The sequence below is a fragment of the Cupriavidus sp. FW305-3-2-15-C-LB2 genome, assembly GCF_058787575.1.
Genome location: NZ_JBYSZW010000026.1, coordinates 6,973 through 27,535 on the forward strand (window position 1 = coordinate 6,973; position 20,563 = coordinate 27,535).

The window sequence follows — 20,563 nt, forward strand, 5'->3', positions numbered from 1 at the left end:
GCTGCGCGACGGTTGGGCCGAAACACCGCTGCGGTCCAGGCCGGCTACCGTGCGGGCACCGTCGGTGTAGGGATCAGGCTTGCCAACGCGGGCACCATCGGTGTACGGGTCGAAGCTGCGCGACGGTTGGGCCGAAACACCGCTGCGGTCCAGGCCGGCTACCGTGCGGGCACCGTCGGTGTAGGGATCAGCCTTGCCAACGCGGGCACCATCGGTGTAGGGATCGGCCTTGCCAACGCGCGCGCCTTCGGTGAACGGATCAAACTTGCCGGTGCGGGCGCCTTCCGTGAAGGTGTCGAACTTGCCGGTGCGGAAGGTGTAGCCGTACTTGTCGCCGGTGAAGGTGCTGTCCTGCACGCTGGCCGCTTGCGCAACACCGCCCGCGAGCGCGGCGGCAAGGGTGGCGGCGGTAATCAGGGTCTTGGTGATCTTGGTCATGATGGGCTCCAGGGTGCGATGTTTCGGGATCGCGTCAATTCGGTATCAGTGGCTGTGGCAGATCGCTTTTTTCGATCCCGCATCTACTAGTAGATAGATACTCGGCCTCGAAAAAATGACCGCCTCCGGTCATGCAATGGGACCGCCACGTTTTCGCCTTGTCTTGCTTGTTGCCGGCGGTGCAGCGCTTCCATGAGTCAAATACTATCTACTACTAGGTAGAGAGTCAAGGAAAAACATTTCTATCGGCCCGATAGCCTATGCCTTTTCTGGCTCTATCTCGTTGTTTTAAAAGCGCTTATCACCGATTCCGAAGCGCCGGCGGCCGACCGGCTGTCTGCAAATAAAAAAGCCGCCATGCAGCTTGCGCCACATGACGGCTTCAGACGCGCCACTGATATTGCGCGAAAACCTTAGCCGGCGACGGCGGCCATCAGCGTATCCGCAGCGGCTTCCACCCGGTCGGAGGTCCCGAACAGGCGTGCCGCAATCAGCCCGCTCTGCAGCGAGCCAAACACCACCTGTGCCAGCCGCGCCGGCGGCACCGGGAACGGCGTGCTGCGCTGCGGCTGAGCCCGCTCCAGCAGGCCGGCCAGCCATTGTTCGTTCATCAGGAAGAAGCCCTGCAGCAGCTTGTGCACGGACTCCGGCAGGCACAGCGTCTCGGTCGACAACATGCCGCACAGGCAGATCTGGTCCGAGCCGCAGCTGGCGCGGAACGGCGCCAGGTAGATGGCCGCCTGCTCGGCGACCGGCAGACTGGTGTCGATGGAGCGGATGCGCTCGGCCAGGCGGGCGCTGTATTCCTTCACCGCCTCCAGTACCAGGTCCTCTTTGGACGGGAAGTAATAGTGGATGCTGGAGGTCTTGACCCCCACCAGTTCCGCCAGGTCGCGGTAGCTGAAGCCGTTGAAGCCGCGGCGGCGGATCAGGACGAGGGTGTGCTCGAGCAGTTGCTCGCGTACTGATTGCGTTTTCATGAAAACAGTTTATCTACGCGAAGATAGGCGCTCAAGCCGAAATGCCCCGGGGCTGGGGTAATTCCCTAGCCCGGGGCATCTAAGGCATGTGCTTTAACCAGGCAGGACCTGCGCGGCGAAGGTGATCATCGAGCCACTCGTCACGCAAAGCACCAGCCATCCGCCAAGCAGCAGGATACTGTCACGCAAACTCATGATGGACTCCATCGGACGGCAGTCAGCGTGACCGCCGCCGTAAAGTTGTTGGCCGCCGGCCTCAGCCGGCAGCAATCAAGCCAGGGCGCCGTCGGTGTAGGGGTCAGCCTTGCCGACGCGCGCGCCGTCCGTGTACGGGTCGAAGCTGCGGGCCGGCCCGGCCGACACGCCACTACGGTCCAGGCCAGCTACGGTGCGGTACCCGTCCGTGTAGGGATCGGTCTTGCCGACGCGGGCGCCGTCGGTGTACGGATCAAACTTGCCGACGCGGGCGCCTTCCGTGAACGGGTCGAACTTGCCGGTGCGGGCACCTTCCGTGAAGGTGTCGAACTTGCCGGCGCGGTAGCTGTAGCCGTACTTGTCGCCAGCCGAGGTGTTGTCTTGCACGCTGGCGGCTTGCGCCACGCCACCTGCCAGTGCGGCGGCAAGGGTGGCGGCGGTGATCAGGGTCTTGGCGAACTTGGCATTCATGATGGGCTCCTGGGTGCGATGTTTCGGGATCGCTTCAATTCGGTATCAGTGGCTGTGGCAGGGTCACTCTTTCGAGCCGCATCTACCAGTAGATAGATGACAGGTGCTAAAAAAATGACCATGCCGGTCTTGCGATGGGATCGCCACTTTTCCGCCCGTTCTTGCTTGCTTCCGGCGGTGCAGCGGTGCCATGGACTCAATACTATCTACTACTAGGTAGATAGTCAAGGCAAAAGTTTTCTATCGGGCCGATAGCCGCCTGCCGACGCTGCACGATATGGCTGCGAATCCACTTAAGGCATGCGTGCGAATGAACTTTTCTTCACCCGGACGCCGATGGCCTGCTAGCCTGAAGGGAACGCCATCCCGAAACTCGCCATGCCTGAAGGCCCCCGCCCCGCTCAGCCGGAATCCCGCCACCGCTGGCTCGCCACCGCCGCGGCACTCGCCGTGGCCGCGGGTGTTGCGCGGCATCTACTGTTTCGTGCGGTAGAACGCAAAGCCTTTGTCACGCCGACGGATGAAACAAAGGACGCGGCAGCACCCGACATTTCAGCCCTGACGGTGCGCCATGCCACGTTCGCCAGCGGCAATCGCATCCTGCACGCCGCCTTCATGCCGGCCGCGGACCCCGAAGCGCCAGCGCTGATGGTGTGCCACGGCGACAATGAGAGCCTGCCCGACTGGGCCCCGGTCCAGGCCATGCTGGCGGGCGCGGGCATCGCCTCCTACGTCTTCGACTACAGCGGCTACGGCCGCAGCAGCGGGCGGCCAAGCGTGCGCCGCCTGCGCGAGGATGCGCTGGCCGCCTACCGGCAATTCCTGGCAGCCACGCCGCAGGCAAAACGGCGCGTGGTGCTGGGGCATTCGCTGGGATCCGGCATCCTGCTGGAGGTGGCGCAGCGCTTCGATCCGCAGCCCGACGGCTATGTCATTGCGGCGGGCTTCAGTTCGGCGCGCCTGGCCGCAGTGCAGACCGGGCGCATACCCGCATGGGCCGCGTGGCTGCTGCCGGATCCGTGGAACAACGCTGCGCGTGCCAGCCGGCTGGAGCGGCCGCTGCTGGTGGTGCACAGCCGGGACGACGCGGTGATCGTCCCACCCCACGCGGAACGCGTGGCCCGTGCGGCCAGGCATCTGCATGCGCTGGTGATGCTGGACGCCATGCCGCATGACGCAGCCATCCTGCCAGAACATATCGAGGCATTCTGGCCGCCGATCCTGCGCTTTGTGCGCGCGCAGGACGGCGATGCCATGCAGGCACTGTTGGCAGGAAACGACGCGAAATATGAAGGCGATCCGCCTGGCAACGCGGATCAGGCAGGCACATCGACCAGTCGCACAGGCACATTGGCGACAGCAAGCGGCGAGCGCAGGCAGTAGGGTCGCGGGACGGCCGGACCATGGCCGAACAATCTACCGCAGACGTCCGCCACCGGCAATCATCCTTGTGGGCGAGGCGCCACGGCGAGATGCCCGAGAGACTTTTTGCCGGTTTCTTGTCTATATTGGACCCCATGGCACGAGCATCGCAATTTCGCCATTGACAGCACTGGAGGTACTGCCATGCGTTGGCTTGCAAACCTGTTCAGTCCGCCGACCCCGGAGAAAATCGCCGAGAGGGAACTGCAAGACATGAGGCTGACGCTGTTCCAGGCCGAAAGGCGCTTGCTCGAAGCGCAAATGCAGGTGGCCTACTACCGCGACATGGTGGCGTTCCTGGAAGACGTCGCGGCCAAGGGCGTGGAAGACGTGGTCGACAAGCGCCGCGCCACGCCGCCTGCGATGCCGGAGCTGCCGGCACGCACGCCTGGCCTCACCACGGTCCCTATCGTTCCGTCCGCGGCCTGACGCAGCCGGGACAGGCCCCGACCTGTGCGATACTCGCGCTGCCTGGCGCCCGTGCGGCGCGCAGGCGCATATCCACAGGAACCAGCCCCATGAGCGAACTGCTGCCCGCGATCGAATTCGAAACCGCGCCCAATCCCGCATGCGCCGTCATCTGGATGCATGGGCTGGGCGCCGACGGCAGCGATTTCGCCCCGGTCGTGCCTGAGCTGCGCCTGCCCGCAGCGCCCGGCGTGCGCTTTATCTTCCCGCACGCGCCGGCTATCCCCGTGACCTGCAACGGCGGTTATGTCATGCCGGCCTGGTATGACATTTATTCCCTCGATGAATCCGGGCGACGCGCCGATGAAGCCGGCATCCGTGCCTCTTGCGAAGCCATTCGCGCACTGATTGCGCGCGAGAACGCCCGTGGCATCCCCACGCACCGCATCGTGCTGGCAGGCTTCTCGCAGGGCGGCGCGATTGCCTACACCGCCGGGCTGAGCCATGCCGAGACGCTGGCCGGCATCGTCGCGCTGTCCACCTACATCCCTGCGCCGAAAGCGCTGGCGGCCGAGGTCAGCGCCGCCAACGCCACCACGCCCGTTTTTGCCGCCCATGGCACGCAGGACGACGTGGTGCCGCTGCAGCTGGGCGTCGCCGCCCGCGATTTCGTGCAGGCGCGGCAGCACCCGGTGACCTGGAGCACCTATCCGATGGGCCATTCGGTCTGCCTGGAAGAGATCGCCGCCATCGGCGCCTGGCTGGCAGCGCGCTTTGCGCAGGCAGCCACCGCGCAGTCCTGATCCGCTCCCCGACAAGATGATTGCCGGCCGCTGCGCCGCGCATCGCACCACGCCGCAAGCATGACCCTCGCCCCACTCCCCAGGATCGATTTCAATACCCGCAAGGCACTGCTGTTCGCACTCGCTGCCGAACGGCTGTCGGCCTACTATGAACACCGCCAGTGGATGACCGACGCCCAGGGTGCGACGCTGGCCGGCGAATGGCTGTCGCGCTCGAAGCTGCAGTTGCCGCTGTCCGAGCGGCGCCTGTTGTCGGAACTGAGCGACCAGGTTGCACGCCAGCTGGCTGAGACCCTGTCACGCGAGGCCGGCCTGTACGCCGCGCACGAAATGATGGAAGCCCTCGATCCCAACTACCAGTCTGCGTTTGCCTACGACATGCTGGAAGAATGCGAGCGGCTGCTGCATGAAAACGGCGTGACGGAATAGCGGGCCGGACGGCGGCCGGCGTTTGCAAAGATTGACAATTGCATTGCGCGCGGGCGCGTAAACTTCGCGCACTGATGACGCCCCCCTCCCGCCTACCATGGAACGCAAGCACTGCCTGGCCTGGATCGCGCTGAGCATGATCGCAGCAGCCTTGCTGACACTGCTGTGCCTGATCCTGAATGACCACGCCGAGACCCAGGCCGCCAAAAGGGTCGAGCAAATGGCCGTCCGGGTGAAGCCCGCCGGCGCAGGCCTGATCCAGACCCACGCTGCGTCCCCGGCCGCTCAACAGCCGGAGCGGCTGTCGCAGGCCCTGGGCGCGCGGCGCTGAGCCGCATCGGGTGCGCCCCGGCCCGTAACTTCAGAACGACGACCAGTGGTTAAGAAGAACAACAGCACGGGCCGGAGCGCGGGCTTGAGTGTAGGCGCGGTGCCCACCGACGACTGCAAAGAATTGATAAGAGCGCGGTAGCCGCCGCCTACGCGGCTGCCTCTGCAGGGCCTGTGCCGCCACAAACGCCCCGCAGCAGCGCATCGTGCTGCCGCACCGCCTCGCGCAGGGTGGCCTAAGCCCCTGGCAATGCCGGCCACGCCACGCCGGCCAGCGCGGCGAGCGCCGAGTAGGACGTCGCCAGGTGGTACGGCGAGGTCGAAGGCATCTCGGCGCGTACCACGCTGCCCGAGCGCGCCAGGCATTCATGCCAGCCGTGATCGTGCAGGAAGCGGCTGCGGAACTGCTGCGTCCAGGCTTCCAGCGCCGCCAGCGACTCCGGCGCGCCATGCACGGCGAGCGCGCGCGCATATTCGGTCTGCGCCCAGATGCGCTGGGTATCGTCCAGCATGGAGCCATCGGCGTTCAGTGCCGCGCTGACGCCCTGCGTCGACGGCACCACGCCGTGCCGCTGCGCAAAGGCAAAGGCCTGGCGCAGCGTATCGGCCAGCGGCAGGTCGCCGAGCAGCGCCGGCCTGCCTGCCACCAGCGAGAACCACTCGAACTGGTGGCCCGGCTCGATGCGGTTGCCGGGGCTGCCTTGGGGCAGCTCGGCAATGCAGCCGCTGGCCGGATCGACAAAGCGCTCATGCACCGCCATCGCGATCTCGCGCAGGCGTTCGGCATACCATTCGTCCCCGGTCGCATCCAGCGCGGCCAGGTAGGCCTCGGTCAGGTGCATGATGGGGTTCTGCAGCACGCCGGCGCCCTTGGGCCGGAAATGCTCGGTAAGCGCGGCGTGGTACAGGCCCTGTTCGTCGCCGAAGAGGTCCTCGACGACATCGACGGTTTCATCGAGCACGTCGAGCGCATCGGGATTGCCGCGCCGCGCATGATAGTTGGCGCAGGCGAAGATCACGAAGGCATGCGTATAGAGGTCGCGCGTGGCATCGAGCGGCGTGCCGGCCGGGTCGACGCTATAGAGCCACGCGCCCTCGCCATTGCCGAAGTAGGCCTGCAGCGAGCCGAACAGCGTATCGGCATGCGCATGGTTGCCGGCCAGCGAGAACACATAGAGCTGGCGGGCGCATGCCATGGCGCGATAGCGGGCCGGCGCCAACGGCGCGGCACTGGCGCCGTCGAGTGCCTCGTAGGGCAGCAGCAGGTCGCCGTTCCAGCCGCTGGCGGTCCACAGCGGCAGCACGGTGGCATCGTAATGTGCCGTCAGGGCGGCGACCCCTTGGTTGAGCTCAGGCGAGATGGGCATGGTCTGGCGGAAAGTACAGGCGCGGCGAAGGCCGCAAAGGCCGTATCTTGCCATGCCGCGGCCGCAAGACAGTCATGGCATTTGCGGCGACCTCTTGCTAGCATCAATGGCGCCCACCCGCGAACGGGAGACAGCCATGTCGACTTTGCCCCTCACGCTGACTGACGATCACCGCACATTGGTGCTTCACGTCCTTGAAGATGCACCCGGCCAGTTCACCTGGCGCATCGTCATGGAAGAACGCTGTGGCGCCGCCGACGAGGATTGCACCGTCGCAGCGCCATCCACCTACGGTTCCCGCGCAGAGGCCGAGGCCGCCTGCTGGGCCGCCGGCAACGGCATACTGAACGGTCCGCGCGCCGCAGGCGAGCTGCACGCCACCTGAAGCCCCCACGGCATCGCGCAACACTTGCACTACGTGCCGCGTGTCCTAGTCTGGAAGCGTGGCAGTGGCAACGCGGGGTATGCATTTACCTGCGGTTTTCCGTTCCGGCCACGCCCGGGCAACGTATGCTGCCCGGGGCGCTTCCTGCCACCTGCCTGTCATATTCCTGGCCTTAACTGACCTGGTCGCCATGCCGCCCCTAGAAACGGGCACGGTGGGCAAGGCCGCAGGAGCATGCAATGGATAAGCCGGTCGTCACTCCCCAGCGCTTCGTTGAACTGATGAACGAGCGCCTCACCAAGCATCCCCTCTTCCGCGAGGGCATGCGCGTCTATGCCATCCCGCAGCACACCGACCATCCGCGCAGCCTGGTCTGCGTGGGGCCGCGCGGCACCGAATGCGTATGCGCCACCATTGAAAACATCGTGCGGGGTGAATGTGAGGTGTTCCCGGACATCGACCAGGACTGGCACCGCCCGCCCAAACCCGGCAACCCCGCCGAGATGCGGGCGCGTTGAGTTGCCCCGGCGCGCCTCACGTCTATGCCCAGTGGATGGCATGACCAGAACGTGACATACCGCGGCCACCGCATCCATGTCGCGGCGCTGCGCTATGGCGGCCAGCATGACGGGTGGTGGACGCTGCGCGCGGAGATCTGGCATCACGGCAGCAAGCTGGCGCTGCCCTGCCCGGCCGCGCAGACGCGCTTTGGCTGCGCCACCGACGCCACGCGCGCGGGCATTGCCTGGGGGCGCGAGGCCATCGACACGCACATCGCCGGCCTGCACGATGCCGAGGACGCGGCGCTGCAATAGCGGCGCTGCACCAGCGCCGCTTCAGCCCATCAAACGTCGATCGCCGAATCCGACTTCACCTTGCGGCGCAGCTCGAACTTCTGGATCTTGCCGGTCGAGGTCTTGGGCAGCGGCCCGAAGTAGACCGCCTTGGGCACCTTGAAGCCCGCCAGCAGCGTGCGGCAATGCGCGATCAGTTCTTCCGCGCTGACGCTGGCGCCGTCCTTCAGTTCGACAAACGCGCATGGGGTCTCGCCCCACCTGGCATCGGGCTGCGCCACCACTGCGGCGGCCAGCACCGCGGGATGCCGGTAGAGCGCGTCCTCCACCTCAACGCTGGAGATGTTCTCGCCGCCGGAAATAATGATGTCCTTGCTGCGGTCCTTGATCTTGATATAGCCATCGGGCATGCACACACCCAAGTCGCCGGTATGGAACCAGCCGCCGGCAAAGGCCTCGCGCGTGGCCTTCTCGTTCTTGAGGTAGCCCTTCATGCAGATATTGCCGCGGAACATGATCTCGCCGATGGTCTCGCCATCGGCCGGCAGCGGCTGCATGGAATCGGGATCGAGCACCGCCACCTGCGACTGCAGGTGATAGCGCACGCCCTGACGCGCCTTCCTGACCGCGCGGTCTTGCTCGGACAGCGTGCTCCAGTCATCCTGCTCGGCGCAGACCGCGGCCGGGCCGTAGACCTCGGTCAGGCCATAGACATGGGTCAGCTCGAACCCCATCGCCTCCATCTGCGCCAGCACCGCGGCCGGCGGCGGTGCGCCGGCCACCATGCCGCGCACCGGGCCGCGCACGCCCTCGCGCCACGCGGCGGGCGCATTGACCAGCGCGGTATGCACGATCGGCGCGGCGCAGTAGTGGGTCACGCCCTCTTCGCGCATCAGGTCGAACACCAGCCTGGGCTCGAACTTGCGCAGGCACACGTTGACGCCCGCGCGCGCGGCAACGGTCCACGGGAAGCACCAGCCATTGCAGTGGAACATCGGCAGCGTCCACAGGTAGACCGGGTGCTTGGGCAAATCCCACTCGAGGATGTTGGACACGGCATTGATGGCCGCGCCGCGGTGGTGGTAGACCACGCCCTTGGGGTCGCCGGTGGTGCCCGAGGTGTAGTTCAGCGCGATGGCTTCCCACTCGTCGGCCGGCATGTGCCACGCATAGTCCGGGTCGCCCGAGGCGAGGAAGGCTTCGTAATCGGTGTCGCCGAACGGCGCCTCCTGCGGGCCCAGCACGTCATGCACGGCGATGACCTTCAGGCCGGGGATCTCCAGCGCCATCTGGCGCGCCAGGTCGGCAAACTCGGTATCGGCCAGCAGCACGCGCGCCTCGCCATGGCGCAGCATGAAGACCAGGTTGGCGGCGTCGAGGCGGATATTGAGCGCATTGAGCACGGCGCCCGCCATCGGCACGCCGAAATGCGCCTCCACCATGGCCGGCGTATTGGGCAGCAGCGCGGCCACGGTATCGCCCTTGCCGATGCCGGCACGCGCCAGCGCGCTGGCCAGGCGCCGTGCGCGCGCATAGGTGTCGCGCCAGTTCTGGCGCAGCGGGCCGTGCACGATGGCCAGGCGCTGGCCGTACACCTCGGCGGCGCGGACCAGGAAGTCGATGGGCGTAAGCGGCACGAAGTTGGCCGCGTTGCGGGCCAGGCCGCTGTCGAAATCGGTGGGCATTGCTTGTGTCTCCGCGTATCTGGCGGCGTTGGCGGCAGGGCCGCGCAACAGGCCGCGTGATGCTGTCAATGCGCTGCATGGGTGCAGCGATGTCCGGGGCGAGGTGACCATTGTCCGCGCCATCCGGCGCTGTCACTTTTTCTGGCACAAGGCTATCATCGCACACGCTGGCGCACTGTCGCCGAGACGACAAACCTGCCGCAAACCCGCGCCAGGCAAGGCTTACACGATTCTTACAGGGACCCGGCCCGAGCCGCGCGTCCATGCCATGAGCGAACCTGCAGACCCGATTTCCGCCCCTGCCGCAGTCCTTGCCGGCCATGCCTGGTTCGGTGCCCTGGCGCCGGAACACCAGGCGCTGGCCGCGCGCGAAACGCTGCTCCAGTCCTTTGCCGCGGGCGCCTTCATCGCCCGGCGCGGCGAGCCGTCGCGCCACTGGATCGGGGTGGACAGCGGCCTGATCAAGCTGGCGGTGTACACCCCCGACGGGCGCGGCTGCACCTTCTCCGGCGTGCCCGCCGGCGGCTGGTGCGGCGAAGGCAGCGTGATCAAGCGCGAAGACCGCCGCTATGACGTGATCGCGATCCGTGACTCGCAGGTGCTGCTGGTGCCAGAGCCGGTGTTCAATACGCTGCTGGCGCAGAGCCTGCCGTTCGCCAGCTTTGTCGTGCGCCAGCTCAATGAGCGCATGGGCCAGTTCATCGCCACCGTGCAGAACGACCGCCTGCTGGGCGCCGATGCGCGCGTGGCGCAGGCCATCGCGCAGCTGTTCCACCCGGACCTGTATCCGCGCACCAGCCCCGTGCTGGAGCTGTCGCAGGAAGAGATCGGCCTGCTGACCGGGCTGTCGCGCCAGCGGGTCAACCAGGCGCTGCGCCGGCTGGCCGATGCCGGCATGGTCCACCTGTCCTACCAGAGCATCCGCGTGACCGACCTGCCCCGGCTGCGCCACTTCGGGCTGTCCGAGCTGTAACGCCGCCGTCACCGGGCGCCGTGAACGATCAAACGGACGACGTCCGCGGCCTTGCGCCGCCCGTTGAATCCTGCGACAGTTACCGGCCGCACCCCCGCTCAGCTTCCGGGTTGTCTTCCGCATGCCGCTTGTCAGCCGTCACCACGTCCGCTTTGCCCGCCTGCGCTTCCCCTTTGCCGTGCAGGTACAAGCCCTGCACGGCACGGCCAGCCTGCGCGACGCCAATGCGCGGCGCGAGGTGCGGCCCGGCGACCCGTTCGTGGTCCACGCCTTTGCCCACTTCGACTGCGACTTGCCCGGCACGTGGCAGCACCCTTGCGCCATCGTCCTGACTGCCGTCCCAGACAGTGAATGCCCGCGCCTGGCCGGCAAGCCCGGCGACAGGCCCTGGTCGCGCCGCTTTGCCGGCCTGGTCTTTTCCCGCCCCGATACCGACTGGAATGTCGAGCGCCTGGCCGCGCAATGGCAGGTGCCGGCCCGCCAGGTGCGCGCCCGGCTCTTCGCCGAAGGCGAGGCGCTGCACCCGCTGCTGCGCGAGCAACGCGCCGCCCATGCCCTGCACGCGCTGGCCGCCGCCGGCCCGGTGTCTTCGCTGGACGTGCTGGCGGCGCATGCCGGCCTGCGTTCCGGCAGCGCGCTGGCGCGCAGCTGGCAGAACTGGTTCGGCATCGATGCGGCGCGCCTGGTGGAAGATTGCCGGGCAGGCAGCCGCACCACAGCGCCCACTGCCACCTGGCCCGGCCTTGTGCCGACGGCTGCCTGACACAGCGGCCTGGGCGTCACATGGCGCGGAGTTTGTCAACCACCGCGCGCAGCAACCAGCAATGCATCGGCAATGATTGCGCTGATCCCGGGCAATACCGCCCTGACCCTCGGCATCGGCGTGAACGGATTGTTCTACGATATTTCGGTCGGCCGCCCGTAACCTCGCCCCCAACCGTGAATCCGGGCACCCCGCGCCCGGACACGAACCAAGCCGGTGCCGCCCTGCGGCACCGGCTTTTCTTTTTTTCCGCCAGACCAATGAATGCAACCACGGCAGCCAGGCACGTGACAGCCATCCTGCAGCGTTGCCGCAGCAGCCTCTGCCCACACACTCCCGACAATTTGTCAATCGCCTGAACTCGGGTTGGCCCCATCCCCCCCTATCACGCAGACTCGCCTCGCGGGGCGGGTCAGCCACCCTGCGGGCGGGGCCTGCATGAGCCGGATATCGACCACCGCAGGACTCCGCCAGAACAAAAACCATACAGGGCGAAACGGGATGAAAACAAAACAACTGTTCTTGACGGGTCTGGCGACGGCGGTCCTGTCTGCATGCGGAGGCGGCGATGGCGGTTCGACCGCGCCGACCACCACCACGGCGGCACCTGCCGCCACCAGGATCAGCGGCACCGCCGCAGTTGGCGCCGCACTGGGCAATGCCGCCGTGCAGGCCAAGTGCGCATCGGGCAGCGGCACCGCCACCACCGCGGCGGACGGCAGCTTCACCATCAGCATCGAAGGCGCGACGCGTCCCTGCGTGCTCAGCGTCACGGCGCCTGACGGCACCACGCTGCATTCCGTGGTCGAAGCCGGCACCGGCACCACCGCGACGGCCAACATCACGCCGCTGACCGAGCTGGTCACCGCTTCACTGGCACAGGGCAACACCGATGCCTTCTTCGAGCAGTTCGATGCGAACGCGCAAGCCAGGCTCACCTCCGACAACGTAACCAGTGCCATCGGCGCCGTGCGCCTGGTGCTGACGGGCGTGGTCGACCTTTCCAGCATCGACCCGGTCAAGGATCCGCTGGTGGCCGCCAACGGCGCCAACGCGGGCAATGCGCAGGACCAGTTGCTGGACCAGTTGGGCGATCGCCTGGAGGCATCCAAGACCACGCTGGCTGAGCTTTCTTCGGCAGTCGCTGCCAATGCCGGCGCAGCGGCAGTCCAGACCGCACTGCAACCGGCAGCGGCCACCTGCGCCGGGTTGAAGACCGGCAAGTACCACGTCGTGGAACTGGGCACGCCGATTGGAGAAGCCGGCGAAATGGACGCCGCCACGTTGCAGTTCAAGCTGGGCACCGACGTGACCACCTTCACCGCCGACGCATCGGAAGCCTGCCGCTTCACCGCAGGCACCGACACCGTGCTGGTCACCAAGTCGGGCCTGAGCGTGGTGCTGCCTCCGGCTGGCACGGTCAACCGCCTGCCCGCCCTGCTGATTCCTGCCCAGGCACTGGCCCTGGCCGACCTGGCTGGCGACTGGAATGGTCTTGGCTATGAGCGCGATGGCCCGTCGCCGTACGCGGCGTCGCGCGTGAACTTCAGCCTGGATGCCGCGGGCAAGGTGACCGCCGGCGCAGATTGCTCGGGCCTGGATTCGTGCTCGGCATGGCTGCCGGATGAATTTCCCACCATCACGCTCAACCCCGATGGCGGGCTGAACCTCACCGATCAGGACGGTGGTGTTGAGCGGGCCTACGCGTTCAAGGGCACCGACGGGCAACTGGTCATCGTCTTCACCCACGGTGACGGATTCACGATGGCCACCAGGCGGATCGCCCGTGCGCTGCCTGCCGTGGGCGCGACCAGTTCGTTCTGGGACATGAGCATTCTTCCGGTGGACAGCAACTCCGCCACGGCCGATGGCATCAGCACGACGACGGCCTCCACGGTCAAGGTCACCGCGGTGGATGCCCAGGCAAACACGTACACGCGCGAGCGCGACGACGGACGGGTGGACACCTGGAAGGTGAACACCCCGCTCGACGGGCTGCGCTACCGTGCCCCGACGCCCAACAACAGCGGCGGTAGTGAGGCCATCAGCATGTCGATTGGCAACACGGGCCTGAATGTGGCGATCGGCGTGAATACGGCTCGCCGGTTCTTCAGCATCTCGGTCAACCGTCTGTAACTCCGCTGCAAGTCGTCAGGCCGGACTGCTGCGTCCGGACAGCGATTCAAGCCGGTGTCGCCTTGCGGCGCCGGCATTTTTTTCGTTGGGCTGCACAACCGGTGCTACCGCAGGACTTGCCGGCAGCGATCGATACGCTGCCGCGCGACTCGATCACGCAGGGCGAAGGCAACCCCGACCGTCAGGCGGCGGCCGCGGTAGAATCAGCAGAACCCCCGCTCAGCCGGGGGCCGGCGGCATCAGCCGCCCGAGTGCAGCGGGGACAGCGAATAGGCGAGCACCAGCCCCGCAACGATCGCCGGGGAACCCAGCCGGATCGCCGTGCTGCGGGACAGCACGCCCAGATACACATACAAACACACCAGCACCATCGCAGTCACATACAGCAGGCTGTCATAGACTTGCATGGATGTCTCCCTTGCCATTGTTCTTATTGCTTTACTTCGGTGGGCTGCCGACGGGGCGTGATGCGGGGGTCTTGCGGGAATGCGTGGGGGCGCTCCGTCGCCAGCATGCTATGGCTGTCTGTTGAAATGATAGTCACCACTTCGACGGAGCGTGGCAATCATGGAAATCCCTTTGCGGCACTGCACCAGTCATGATGCAGCGCCGCAAGGCAAGGTCTTGATAGAAGGAACGGGGCGTGCGCAAGGCGCGCATCGCGCCGGTCCTTAATCCGCGGGCAACATCTCAGGATTCCAGGCGATTTCCCACAGATGCCCGTCGGGATCCTGGAAATAGCCGGCGTACCCGCCCCAGAACGTATCCTGCGCCGGCTTGACCACGCTGGCGCCCGCGGCCAGCGCCTGGGCCATCACCGCATCCACTTCCGCCTTGTCGCCGACGTTATGCGCCAGCGAGAAATCCGTCTGCGCGCGCGGTGTCAGCTGCAGTCCGGTGTCATGCGCAAGACTGGTGCGCGGCCAGACCGCGAGCTTCAATCCGGCCTGCAGGTCGAAGAAGGCCACGGCGCCGTGCTCGAACTGCTCGCCGACAATGCCTGCGGTGGGCAGTCCCAGGCCGTCGCGATAGAAGCGCACCGCACGCTGCAGGTCATCGACACCCAGCGTGATCAGCGTAATCCGGGGTCTCATGGCGGGTTCCTCCTGTATCGACCGGCAGCCTAGCGCTGCCCGAAAGCCGCATCGGCAAACAGGTCTTTCAGTTCGCGCGGCTGCGACCGCCAGTATTGCTTCGGCGCCTGCACGCTTGCGCCCAGCCGCGCGGCCGCATGCCAGGGCCAGCGCGGGTCATACAGCATGGCACGGGCCAGCGACACCGCGTCGGCTTCGTGGTTGGCGATGATGGCTTCGGCCTGCTCCGGCTCAGTGATCAGGCCCACCGCAATCGTCGGCAGGCCAACCTCGGCCTTTACGCGCTGCGCGTACGGCACCTGGTAGCCGGGCCCGAGCTTGATCGCCTGCTGCGGCGACACGCCGCCGGTGGTCACATGGATCGCCGCGCAGCCGCGCGCCTTGAGAGCCTTCGACAACGCCACCGTGCCTTCGATATCCCATCCGCCCGGCACCCAGTCGGTTGCGGAAATACGCATCCACACCGGACGCTCAGCCGGGAACACCTCACGCACCGCGTCGAACACCTCGATCGGGAACCGCATGCGGTTCTCCAGGCTGCCGCCGTATTCGTCGTCACGATGGTTGGCCAGCGGCGACAGGAACTGGTGCAGCAGGTAGCCGTGCGCGGCATGGATCTCGATCCCGTTCAACCCAAGCCGCGCCGCACGCCTTGCCGCCGCGACAAAGTCGTCGCGCACCTTGTCCATGCCGGCACGGTCCAGCGCGGCAGGCGCGACTTCTTCCGCGCCATGCGGTACCGCGGAAGGCGCCACCGCATGCCAGCCACCAGGCGCATCCGGCGCGATCTGCTGCCCGCCATCCCATGGCGCCTGGCTCGACGCCTTGCGGCCGGCATGCCCCAGCTGGATCGCAATGGCGATCGGCGAATGCGCGCGCATCGCCTTGACCACGCGGCCAAGCGCCGCCTCGTTTTCGTCCGAATACAGGCCCAGGTCCTGCGGCGTGATGCGCCCTTCGGGCGAGACTGCCGTGGCTTCCACGATCAGCATGCCGGCGCCGGACAGCGCCAGCGAACCGAGGTGGATCATGTGCCAGTCGCCGGCGTTGCCGTCCCGCGCGGAGTACTGGCACATCGGGGCGATGATGATGCGGTTGGCGAGGGTGAGATCGCCGATGGCGAGCGGTTCGAACAGAAAGCTCATGCGTGCTGCTCCATGCAGGGATCGGACAGGAAATATCGATTCTAGGCCGGCGCCGGAATTGCTGCCGGCCCGGCCGCGCCGCTACGACGCCGCCAACGGATCGCGCGCTGCCAGGCGCAGCCAGCTCGCGATCGCGGCCAGCCCGGCGAAGCCCGCGCCCAGCGCCAGGGCCAACCCCGGCCCGTGGTCCCCGGCAATGCCAAAACACAGCGCCACCAGTGCTGCACCCGTGGCCTGCCCCAGCAACCGCGCCGTGGCCACCACGCCGCTGGCGCCACCGCTGCGCTCGCGCGGGGCGCTCGTCATCAACGCCTTGAGGTTGGGCGACTGGAAGAAGCCGAAACCCGCACCGCAGATGCACATGCGGATGCCGATATCAAGCGCGCTGGGGTCGGCCGGCAGCATGGCCAGCGACAGCATGCCAACGCTAAGCACCGCCAGCCCCACGCCGCCGAGCACGGCCGGCGGGTAGCGGTCAGACAGGCGCCCGGCAAGCGGCCCGATCAGCGCCACCACGACGGACCACGGGGTCAGCAGGAAACCGGTCTCGACCTGCCCGCGCCCGAGCACGTGCTGGAAGTAGAACGGCAGCGAGACGAAGGCGAGGCCTTGCGCGGCGAAGGAGCACACCGCGGTCAGCGTCGACAGCGCGAACATGGGCCGCCGGAACAGGTCCACCGGCAGCATCGGCGCCGGATGGCCGCGCTCGCGCCACAGCAGCAGGCCGAACGTCACCATGAAGATGCCCGCCGCGGCCAGCGACAGATGCAGCGGCGCGCGCTGCGCACCTTCGCCCAGCGCAAGGACCAGCGCGGCAAAGGCAACCACGCTGAGCCCCGCCGCGACGCGGTCGAACCCATGCGCACTGCGCGGCGTCTGCGGCAAGGAGCCGCGCCCGATCGCCAGCGCGAGCAGGCCGATCGGCAGGTTGACGGCGAACAGCCACGGCCACGTGCCGAATGACAGGATCACCGAGGCCACGGTGGGGCCCACCGCGAACGACACGCCCACCACCAGCGCATTGAGCCCCAGTCCGCGCCCGAGCCGGTGCGTGGGGAAGATCGCGCTGATCAGCGCCGTGTTGACGCTCATGATTGCCGCCGCGCCGATGCCTTGCAGCACACGCGCCGCCGCCAGCGTCGGCAGCGACCACGCCAGCGCGCACACCACGGAGGCGGCGGTGAACAGCACCACGCCGCCAAGGTAGATGCGCCGGTGGCCCACCACGCCGCCCAGCGCCGCGAACGGCAGCAGCGTCGACACCATGGCCAGCTGGTAGGCATTGATCACCCACACCGACGCGGCCGGCGTGGCGCGCAGGTCCGCCGCGATCGACGGCAGCGCCGTGTTGGCGATCGCGGTATCCAGGGTGGCAAGGGCGACGGCGATGAGGATGGCGGCCATGCCGCGGCGCTCGCGCGAAGTCATCGCGGCGTCCGCGGTGGAAGCGGATTGGAGGGGTGCTGTGCTGGACACTGTCTTTACCGGTTGCCGCCATGCCGGGACTAGTGGTGCGAGGGCTGCACACAAGGCATGGTGAACGTCAGGTCAAGACGATACGGGAAAACCCTTCAACGTGCTGAAGGCGCGTTCCTATGTATGCACATTTCGCCTCCGCCCGGCCAATGACACTGAGCATCGGCCGCCCGCCACGGCACGGGGTTACTGCGCCGACAGCCCGCCATCCACGCCGATGCTCTGCCCGTGGATAAAGCGCCCGGCCGGTGCCGCCAGCAGGACGGCAAGACCCGCGACATCGCTGGCCTCGCCGATGCGCCGCATCGGCACGCCCGCAGCCAGCCGCGCCTCGCGCTCCGGATCGCCCCACAGCGCGTCGCGTGAGAACTCGGTGCGCACCGGGCCGGGATTGATTGCGTTGACGTTGATGCCGGACGGCCCCAACTCCAGCGCCAGGCTGCGTACCGCCTGGTCGATGGCGGCCTTGGTCACGCTGTACATCCCCAGGAAGGCAGAGCCACGCTTGGCGGCAATGCTCGACATGAAGATGATGGATCCGTCATGGCGACCGATCATCTGCGGCGCCAGGGCGTTCACCAGCACCAGGTTGCCGCGCACATTGCCCGCCATGGCCGCATCGAACACCTCGGGTCCCTGGCTCAGCATCGATCCGGGCTGGCCGCTCGCGGCGGCATTGAGCACCAGTGCATCGACGCGCCCATACGCGGCCAGCGCCTGCTCCGCGAAGGCGCGCACGCTGTCGACATCGGCGATATCGCAGGCGATGCCGGTGGCGCGGATGCCCTCGGCCTCCAGCTGACTGGCGGCGTCGCGCGCCGCGCCTGCATCGCGCCCGGACACCACCACGGCGGCGCCGGCCGCGCCAAGCGCGCGCGCCATTTCCAGGCCCATGCCACGGGTGGAGCCGGTGATGACGGCAACGCGGCCGCCAAGGTCGAAGAGGTTCTGCATGACTGATCACTCCTGTGAAGATTGGGAGCCGGCACCTGGACACACATCGGCACAAATGCGGCGAAAGGGAGACTGCACATAGATGATGATCATCATCTATTGAATAAAGTATGGTCATCATCTAAACTCCGGTCAAGGCATAAATCCCGAAGAGGTCTTCAGATGGCACGCGCATCACGCGAACAAACCGACAAGAACCGCGAGGCGATCGAACAGGCGTCGTCGCGCCTGTTCCGCGAACGCGGCCTGAATGGCGTCAGCGTGGCCGAGTTGATGGCCGACGCGGGCCTGACCCATGGCGGCTTCTATGGCCACTTCGCCTCCAAGGACGCGCTGGCCGCGCAGGCCTGCAAGCGCGCGTTTGAAGAATCGACCGCCCGCTGGGAACGCCGCCTGGCCCGCGCCGATGGCGACCGCAAGGCCATGCTGGCCAACCTGGTTGAGCCCTACCTGACCGCCGCGCATTGCGCCAACCCGGGCGTGGGTTGTGCCGCCGCGGCGCTGGCCGTGGACGTGGCCCGCGAGCCGGCCGGCAAGCCCGTGCGCCAGGCCTACGTGGAAGGATTGCGCGTGTTGGTGGACGACATGGCGCAGACAGTTGAATCCGATGACCCCCAGCTGCGCCACGATGAAGCGCTGGTGCGCATGGCCCTGCTGGTCGGCGCCCTTACGCTGGCGCGTGCCGCCGACGGCGATCCGCTCTCCGACGAGATGCTGAATGCGGTGCGGAGCCGCCTGCTGGGCAGCACCGCCTAAACCCCGTTTTCCCCAAGGCTGAGACACCCCGCCGCCGTCAGACACGGCGGGGATGGCTTCGCTTTGCCCTTTGCCAACGCCTCCCGGACCCTGACAACGAGACCCCCATGTTCGCGCAAGCCCTTTCCAGCCGGCTCGACCGGCGCGGCATCCACTACGCGTGGCTGGTCGCCGCCCTGACCTTCCTGGTGATGCTCACCACTTCGGCCGCGCTTGGCCTGCCTGGCGCCTTCCTTAAGCCGCTGACCAAGGAGATGGGTTGGAACACCGACCAGATCTCATCGATCCTGGCCTTTCGCTTTGCGCTGTTCGGGCTGATGGCACCGTTCTCGGCGCTGCTGATGGATCGCTTCGGGGTGCGCAACGTGGTCTGCGCCGCGCTGGCGCTGATTGCCGGTGGCATGGCGCTGGCCACCGTGACGACCGAGTTGTGGCAGCTCTTTGTCGCCTGGGGCCTGATGCTGGGCGTTGGCTCCGGGCTGACCGCGCTGGTGCTGGCGGCCCTGGTTGCCAACCGCTGGTTCAGCGCGCGGCGCGGGCTGGTGATCGGCATCCTGACGGCCAGCGCGGCGACGGGGCAACTGGCCTTCCTGCCGGTGGCCGCCTGGCTGATCGAGCATATGGGCTGGCGCGTGGCCGTGCTGCCGGTGCTGGCTGCCTGCGCGGCGCTGGCGCTGCTGGTATTCGCACTGATGCGCAACCGACCCGCCGATGTCGGCCTGGCGGCGTTTGGCGATATCCCGGCCCATCCAGCCACGCCGCCCGCCGCACAAACCGTCACGCCGTTCACGCTGCGCGGGCCTTTCCTGGTGCTGCGCGATGCCGCCCGTACCCAGACCTTCTGGGTACTGGCCGGCACCTTCTTCATCTGCGGCCTGAGCACCAACGGGCTGATCCAGACCCACTTCATCGCGCTGTGCGGCGACTTCGGCATGGGCCCGGTGCCGGCCGCCTCGGCGCTGGCGATGATGGGTGCGTTCGATTTCATCGGCACCATCCTGTCGGGCTGGCTGTCGGACCGCTACGACAGCCGCAAGCTGCTGTTCTGGTACTACGCGCTGCGCGGCCTGTCGCTGTTCTGGCTGCCGCATTCGACCTTCACGCTGTACGGCCTGTCGATCTTTGCGATGTTCTACGGCCTGGACTGGATCGCCACCGTGCCGCCCACTATCAAGCTGGCGGCCACCGCCTTCGGGCGCGAACGCGCGCCGATGGTGTTCGGCTGGATCTTCGCGGCCCACCAGATCGGCGCGGCCGTGGCAGCGTTCGGTGCGGGGTTGAGCCGTACGCTGCTGCTGACCTATACGCCGGCGCTGTACGCGGCCGGTGCGGCCTGCATGGTGGCGGCGTTGCTGGCACTGATGGTCAGCCGGACACGCGCTGCGGCGGCAACCGAGGCAGCGCGGGCGTAACCTGCGCTGCCTCGGTGCCAGCCTCAGCCTGGATGAAGCGCGGGCGCCGCTGATCCAGACGGCGCAGGCCCTGTCGGTGAACCAGGTAGCGGGAGAGAAGGCGTGAAGGGAAAGCCGCCGGTTCAACCGCCCTTTATAGCCCGCCTT

At 67.2% G+C, this 20,563-nt stretch carries 23 protein-coding genes; 13 read left to right on the forward strand and 10 right to left on the reverse strand.

The window, feature by feature from the left end:
• The 3 genes from AC3WRR_RS19220 to AC3WRR_RS19230 form a co-directional block, all read right to left on the reverse strand.
• Positions 1–438 (reverse strand): copper resistance protein CopQ (locus AC3WRR_RS19220; protein WP_492297853.1); only part of this gene is annotated, 438 nt, incomplete at its 3' end.
• Positions 439–851: 413 nt separating this feature from the next.
• The gene (locus tag AC3WRR_RS19225; RefSeq protein ID WP_010812504.1) at positions 852–1,418 is read right to left on the reverse strand and encodes a TetR/AcrR family transcriptional regulator; all 567 of its coding nucleotides are present in this window, start codon (positions 1,416–1,418) and stop codon (positions 852–854) included.
• A gap of 270 nt (positions 1,419–1,688) precedes the next feature.
• Positions 1,689–2,084, reverse strand: coding sequence for a hypothetical protein (locus AC3WRR_RS19230; RefSeq protein ID WP_010812502.1), 396 nt, complete (start codon positions 2,082–2,084; stop codon positions 1,689–1,691).
• Between the two features lie 378 nt (positions 2,085–2,462).
• On the opposite strand from AC3WRR_RS19230, the gene AC3WRR_RS19235 reads away from it, so the two are divergent.
• From AC3WRR_RS19235 to AC3WRR_RS19255, 5 genes are all read left to right on the forward strand, one after another.
• Entirely contained in the window at positions 2,463–3,467 is a 1,005-nt protein-coding gene (locus AC3WRR_RS19235) for an alpha/beta hydrolase (RefSeq protein WP_011617046.1), read from the forward strand.
• Positions 3,468–3,650: 183 nt separating this feature from the next.
• Complete coding sequence (locus AC3WRR_RS19240; RefSeq protein WP_010812500.1) at positions 3,651–3,935, forward strand: hypothetical protein; 285 nt, start codon at positions 3,651–3,653, stop codon at positions 3,933–3,935.
• An 89-nt stretch (positions 3,936–4,024) separates the two neighbouring features.
• Positions 4,025–4,717: an alpha/beta hydrolase gene (locus tag AC3WRR_RS19245; protein WP_011617045.1), complete on the forward strand. Its 693-nt coding sequence runs from the start codon at positions 4,025–4,027 to the stop codon at positions 4,715–4,717.
• A 60-nt stretch (positions 4,718–4,777) separates the two neighbouring features.
• Positions 4,778–5,146, forward strand: coding sequence for a hypothetical protein (locus tag AC3WRR_RS19250; RefSeq protein WP_492292632.1), 369 nt, complete (start codon positions 4,778–4,780; stop codon positions 5,144–5,146).
• A 97-nt stretch (positions 5,147–5,243) separates the two neighbouring features.
• Complete coding sequence (locus AC3WRR_RS19255; protein ID WP_010812497.1) at positions 5,244–5,477, forward strand: hypothetical protein; 234 nt, start codon at positions 5,244–5,246, stop codon at positions 5,475–5,477.
• Between the two features lie 235 nt (positions 5,478–5,712).
• On the opposite strand, the gene AC3WRR_RS19260 is transcribed toward AC3WRR_RS19255, so the two are convergent.
• Entirely contained in the window at positions 5,713–6,843 is a 1,131-nt protein-coding gene (locus AC3WRR_RS19260; protein ID WP_010812496.1) for an AGE family epimerase/isomerase, read from the reverse strand.
• Positions 6,844–6,979: 136 nt separating this feature from the next.
• Here AC3WRR_RS19260 and AC3WRR_RS19265 point away from each other — a divergent pair, with 136 nt between their 5' ends.
• The 3 genes from AC3WRR_RS19265 (at position 6,980) to AC3WRR_RS19275 (ending at position 8,043) form a co-directional block, all read left to right on the forward strand.
• Complete coding sequence (locus AC3WRR_RS19265; protein ID WP_010812495.1) at positions 6,980–7,228, forward strand: hypothetical protein; 249 nt, start codon at positions 6,980–6,982, stop codon at positions 7,226–7,228.
• 239 nt (positions 7,229–7,467) lie between these two features.
• On the forward strand, positions 7,468–7,746 hold the full coding sequence (locus tag AC3WRR_RS19270) for a hypothetical protein (RefSeq protein WP_010812494.1): 279 nt from the start codon (positions 7,468–7,470) through the stop codon (positions 7,744–7,746).
• 51 nt (positions 7,747–7,797) lie between these two features.
• Entirely contained in the window at positions 7,798–8,043 is a 246-nt protein-coding gene (locus tag AC3WRR_RS19275) for a DUF6566 family protein (protein WP_231881500.1), read from the forward strand.
• 29 nt (positions 8,044–8,072) lie between these two features.
• On the opposite strand, the gene AC3WRR_RS19280 is transcribed toward AC3WRR_RS19275, so the two are convergent.
• Positions 8,073–9,707: an acyl-CoA synthetase gene (locus AC3WRR_RS19280; RefSeq protein WP_492297855.1), complete on the reverse strand. Its 1,635-nt coding sequence runs from the start codon at positions 9,705–9,707 to the stop codon at positions 8,073–8,075.
• A 268-nt stretch (positions 9,708–9,975) separates the two neighbouring features.
• Here AC3WRR_RS19280 and AC3WRR_RS19285 point away from each other — a divergent pair, with 268 nt between their 5' ends.
• The 3 genes from AC3WRR_RS19285 (at position 9,976) to AC3WRR_RS19295 (ending at position 13,579) form a co-directional block, all read left to right on the forward strand.
• On the forward strand, positions 9,976–10,680 hold the full coding sequence (locus AC3WRR_RS19285; protein ID WP_041688066.1) for a Crp/Fnr family transcriptional regulator: 705 nt from the start codon (positions 9,976–9,978) through the stop codon (positions 10,678–10,680).
• Between the two features lie 121 nt (positions 10,681–10,801).
• Positions 10,802–11,443 (forward strand): hypothetical protein, encoded by a 642-nt coding sequence (locus AC3WRR_RS19290; protein WP_010812490.1) that lies wholly within the window; start codon positions 10,802–10,804, stop codon positions 11,441–11,443.
• A 501-nt stretch (positions 11,444–11,944) separates the two neighbouring features.
• Complete coding sequence (locus AC3WRR_RS19295) at positions 11,945–13,579, forward strand: hypothetical protein (RefSeq protein WP_492297857.1); 1,635 nt, start codon at positions 11,945–11,947, stop codon at positions 13,577–13,579.
• 239 nt (positions 13,580–13,818) lie between these two features.
• On the opposite strand, the gene AC3WRR_RS19300 is transcribed toward AC3WRR_RS19295, so the two are convergent.
• From AC3WRR_RS19300 to AC3WRR_RS19320, 5 genes are all read right to left on the reverse strand, one after another.
• A complete protein-coding gene (locus AC3WRR_RS19300) occupies positions 13,819–13,986 on the reverse strand; it encodes a hypothetical protein (RefSeq protein ID WP_010812488.1) in 168 nt (55 codons plus the stop codon).
• Between the two features lie 264 nt (positions 13,987–14,250).
• Complete coding sequence (locus AC3WRR_RS19305) at positions 14,251–14,673, reverse strand: VOC family protein (protein ID WP_011617040.1); 423 nt, start codon at positions 14,671–14,673, stop codon at positions 14,251–14,253.
• Positions 14,674–14,702: 29 nt separating this feature from the next.
• Positions 14,703–15,818, reverse strand: a complete 1,116-nt coding sequence (locus AC3WRR_RS19310; RefSeq protein WP_010812486.1) for an NADH:flavin oxidoreductase/NADH oxidase — start codon at positions 15,816–15,818, stop codon at positions 14,703–14,705.
• 81 nt (positions 15,819–15,899) lie between these two features.
• Positions 15,900–17,246: an MFS transporter gene (locus tag AC3WRR_RS19315; protein ID WP_010812485.1), complete on the reverse strand. Its 1,347-nt coding sequence runs from the start codon at positions 17,244–17,246 to the stop codon at positions 15,900–15,902.
• A gap of 234 nt (positions 17,247–17,480) precedes the next feature.
• Entirely contained in the window at positions 17,481–18,248 is a 768-nt protein-coding gene (locus AC3WRR_RS19320; RefSeq protein ID WP_010812484.1) for an SDR family NAD(P)-dependent oxidoreductase, read from the reverse strand.
• Positions 18,249–18,410: 162 nt separating this feature from the next.
• Between AC3WRR_RS19320 and AC3WRR_RS19325 the strand changes: the two genes are divergently transcribed.
• On the forward strand, positions 18,411–19,004 hold the full coding sequence (locus tag AC3WRR_RS19325; RefSeq protein ID WP_010812483.1) for a TetR/AcrR family transcriptional regulator: 594 nt from the start codon (positions 18,411–18,413) through the stop codon (positions 19,002–19,004).
• 107 nt (positions 19,005–19,111) lie between these two features.
• Positions 19,112–20,416, forward strand: coding sequence for an MFS transporter (locus AC3WRR_RS19330; RefSeq protein WP_011617037.1), 1,305 nt, complete (start codon positions 19,112–19,114; stop codon positions 20,414–20,416).
• Positions 20,417–20,563 lie beyond the last annotated feature (147 nt).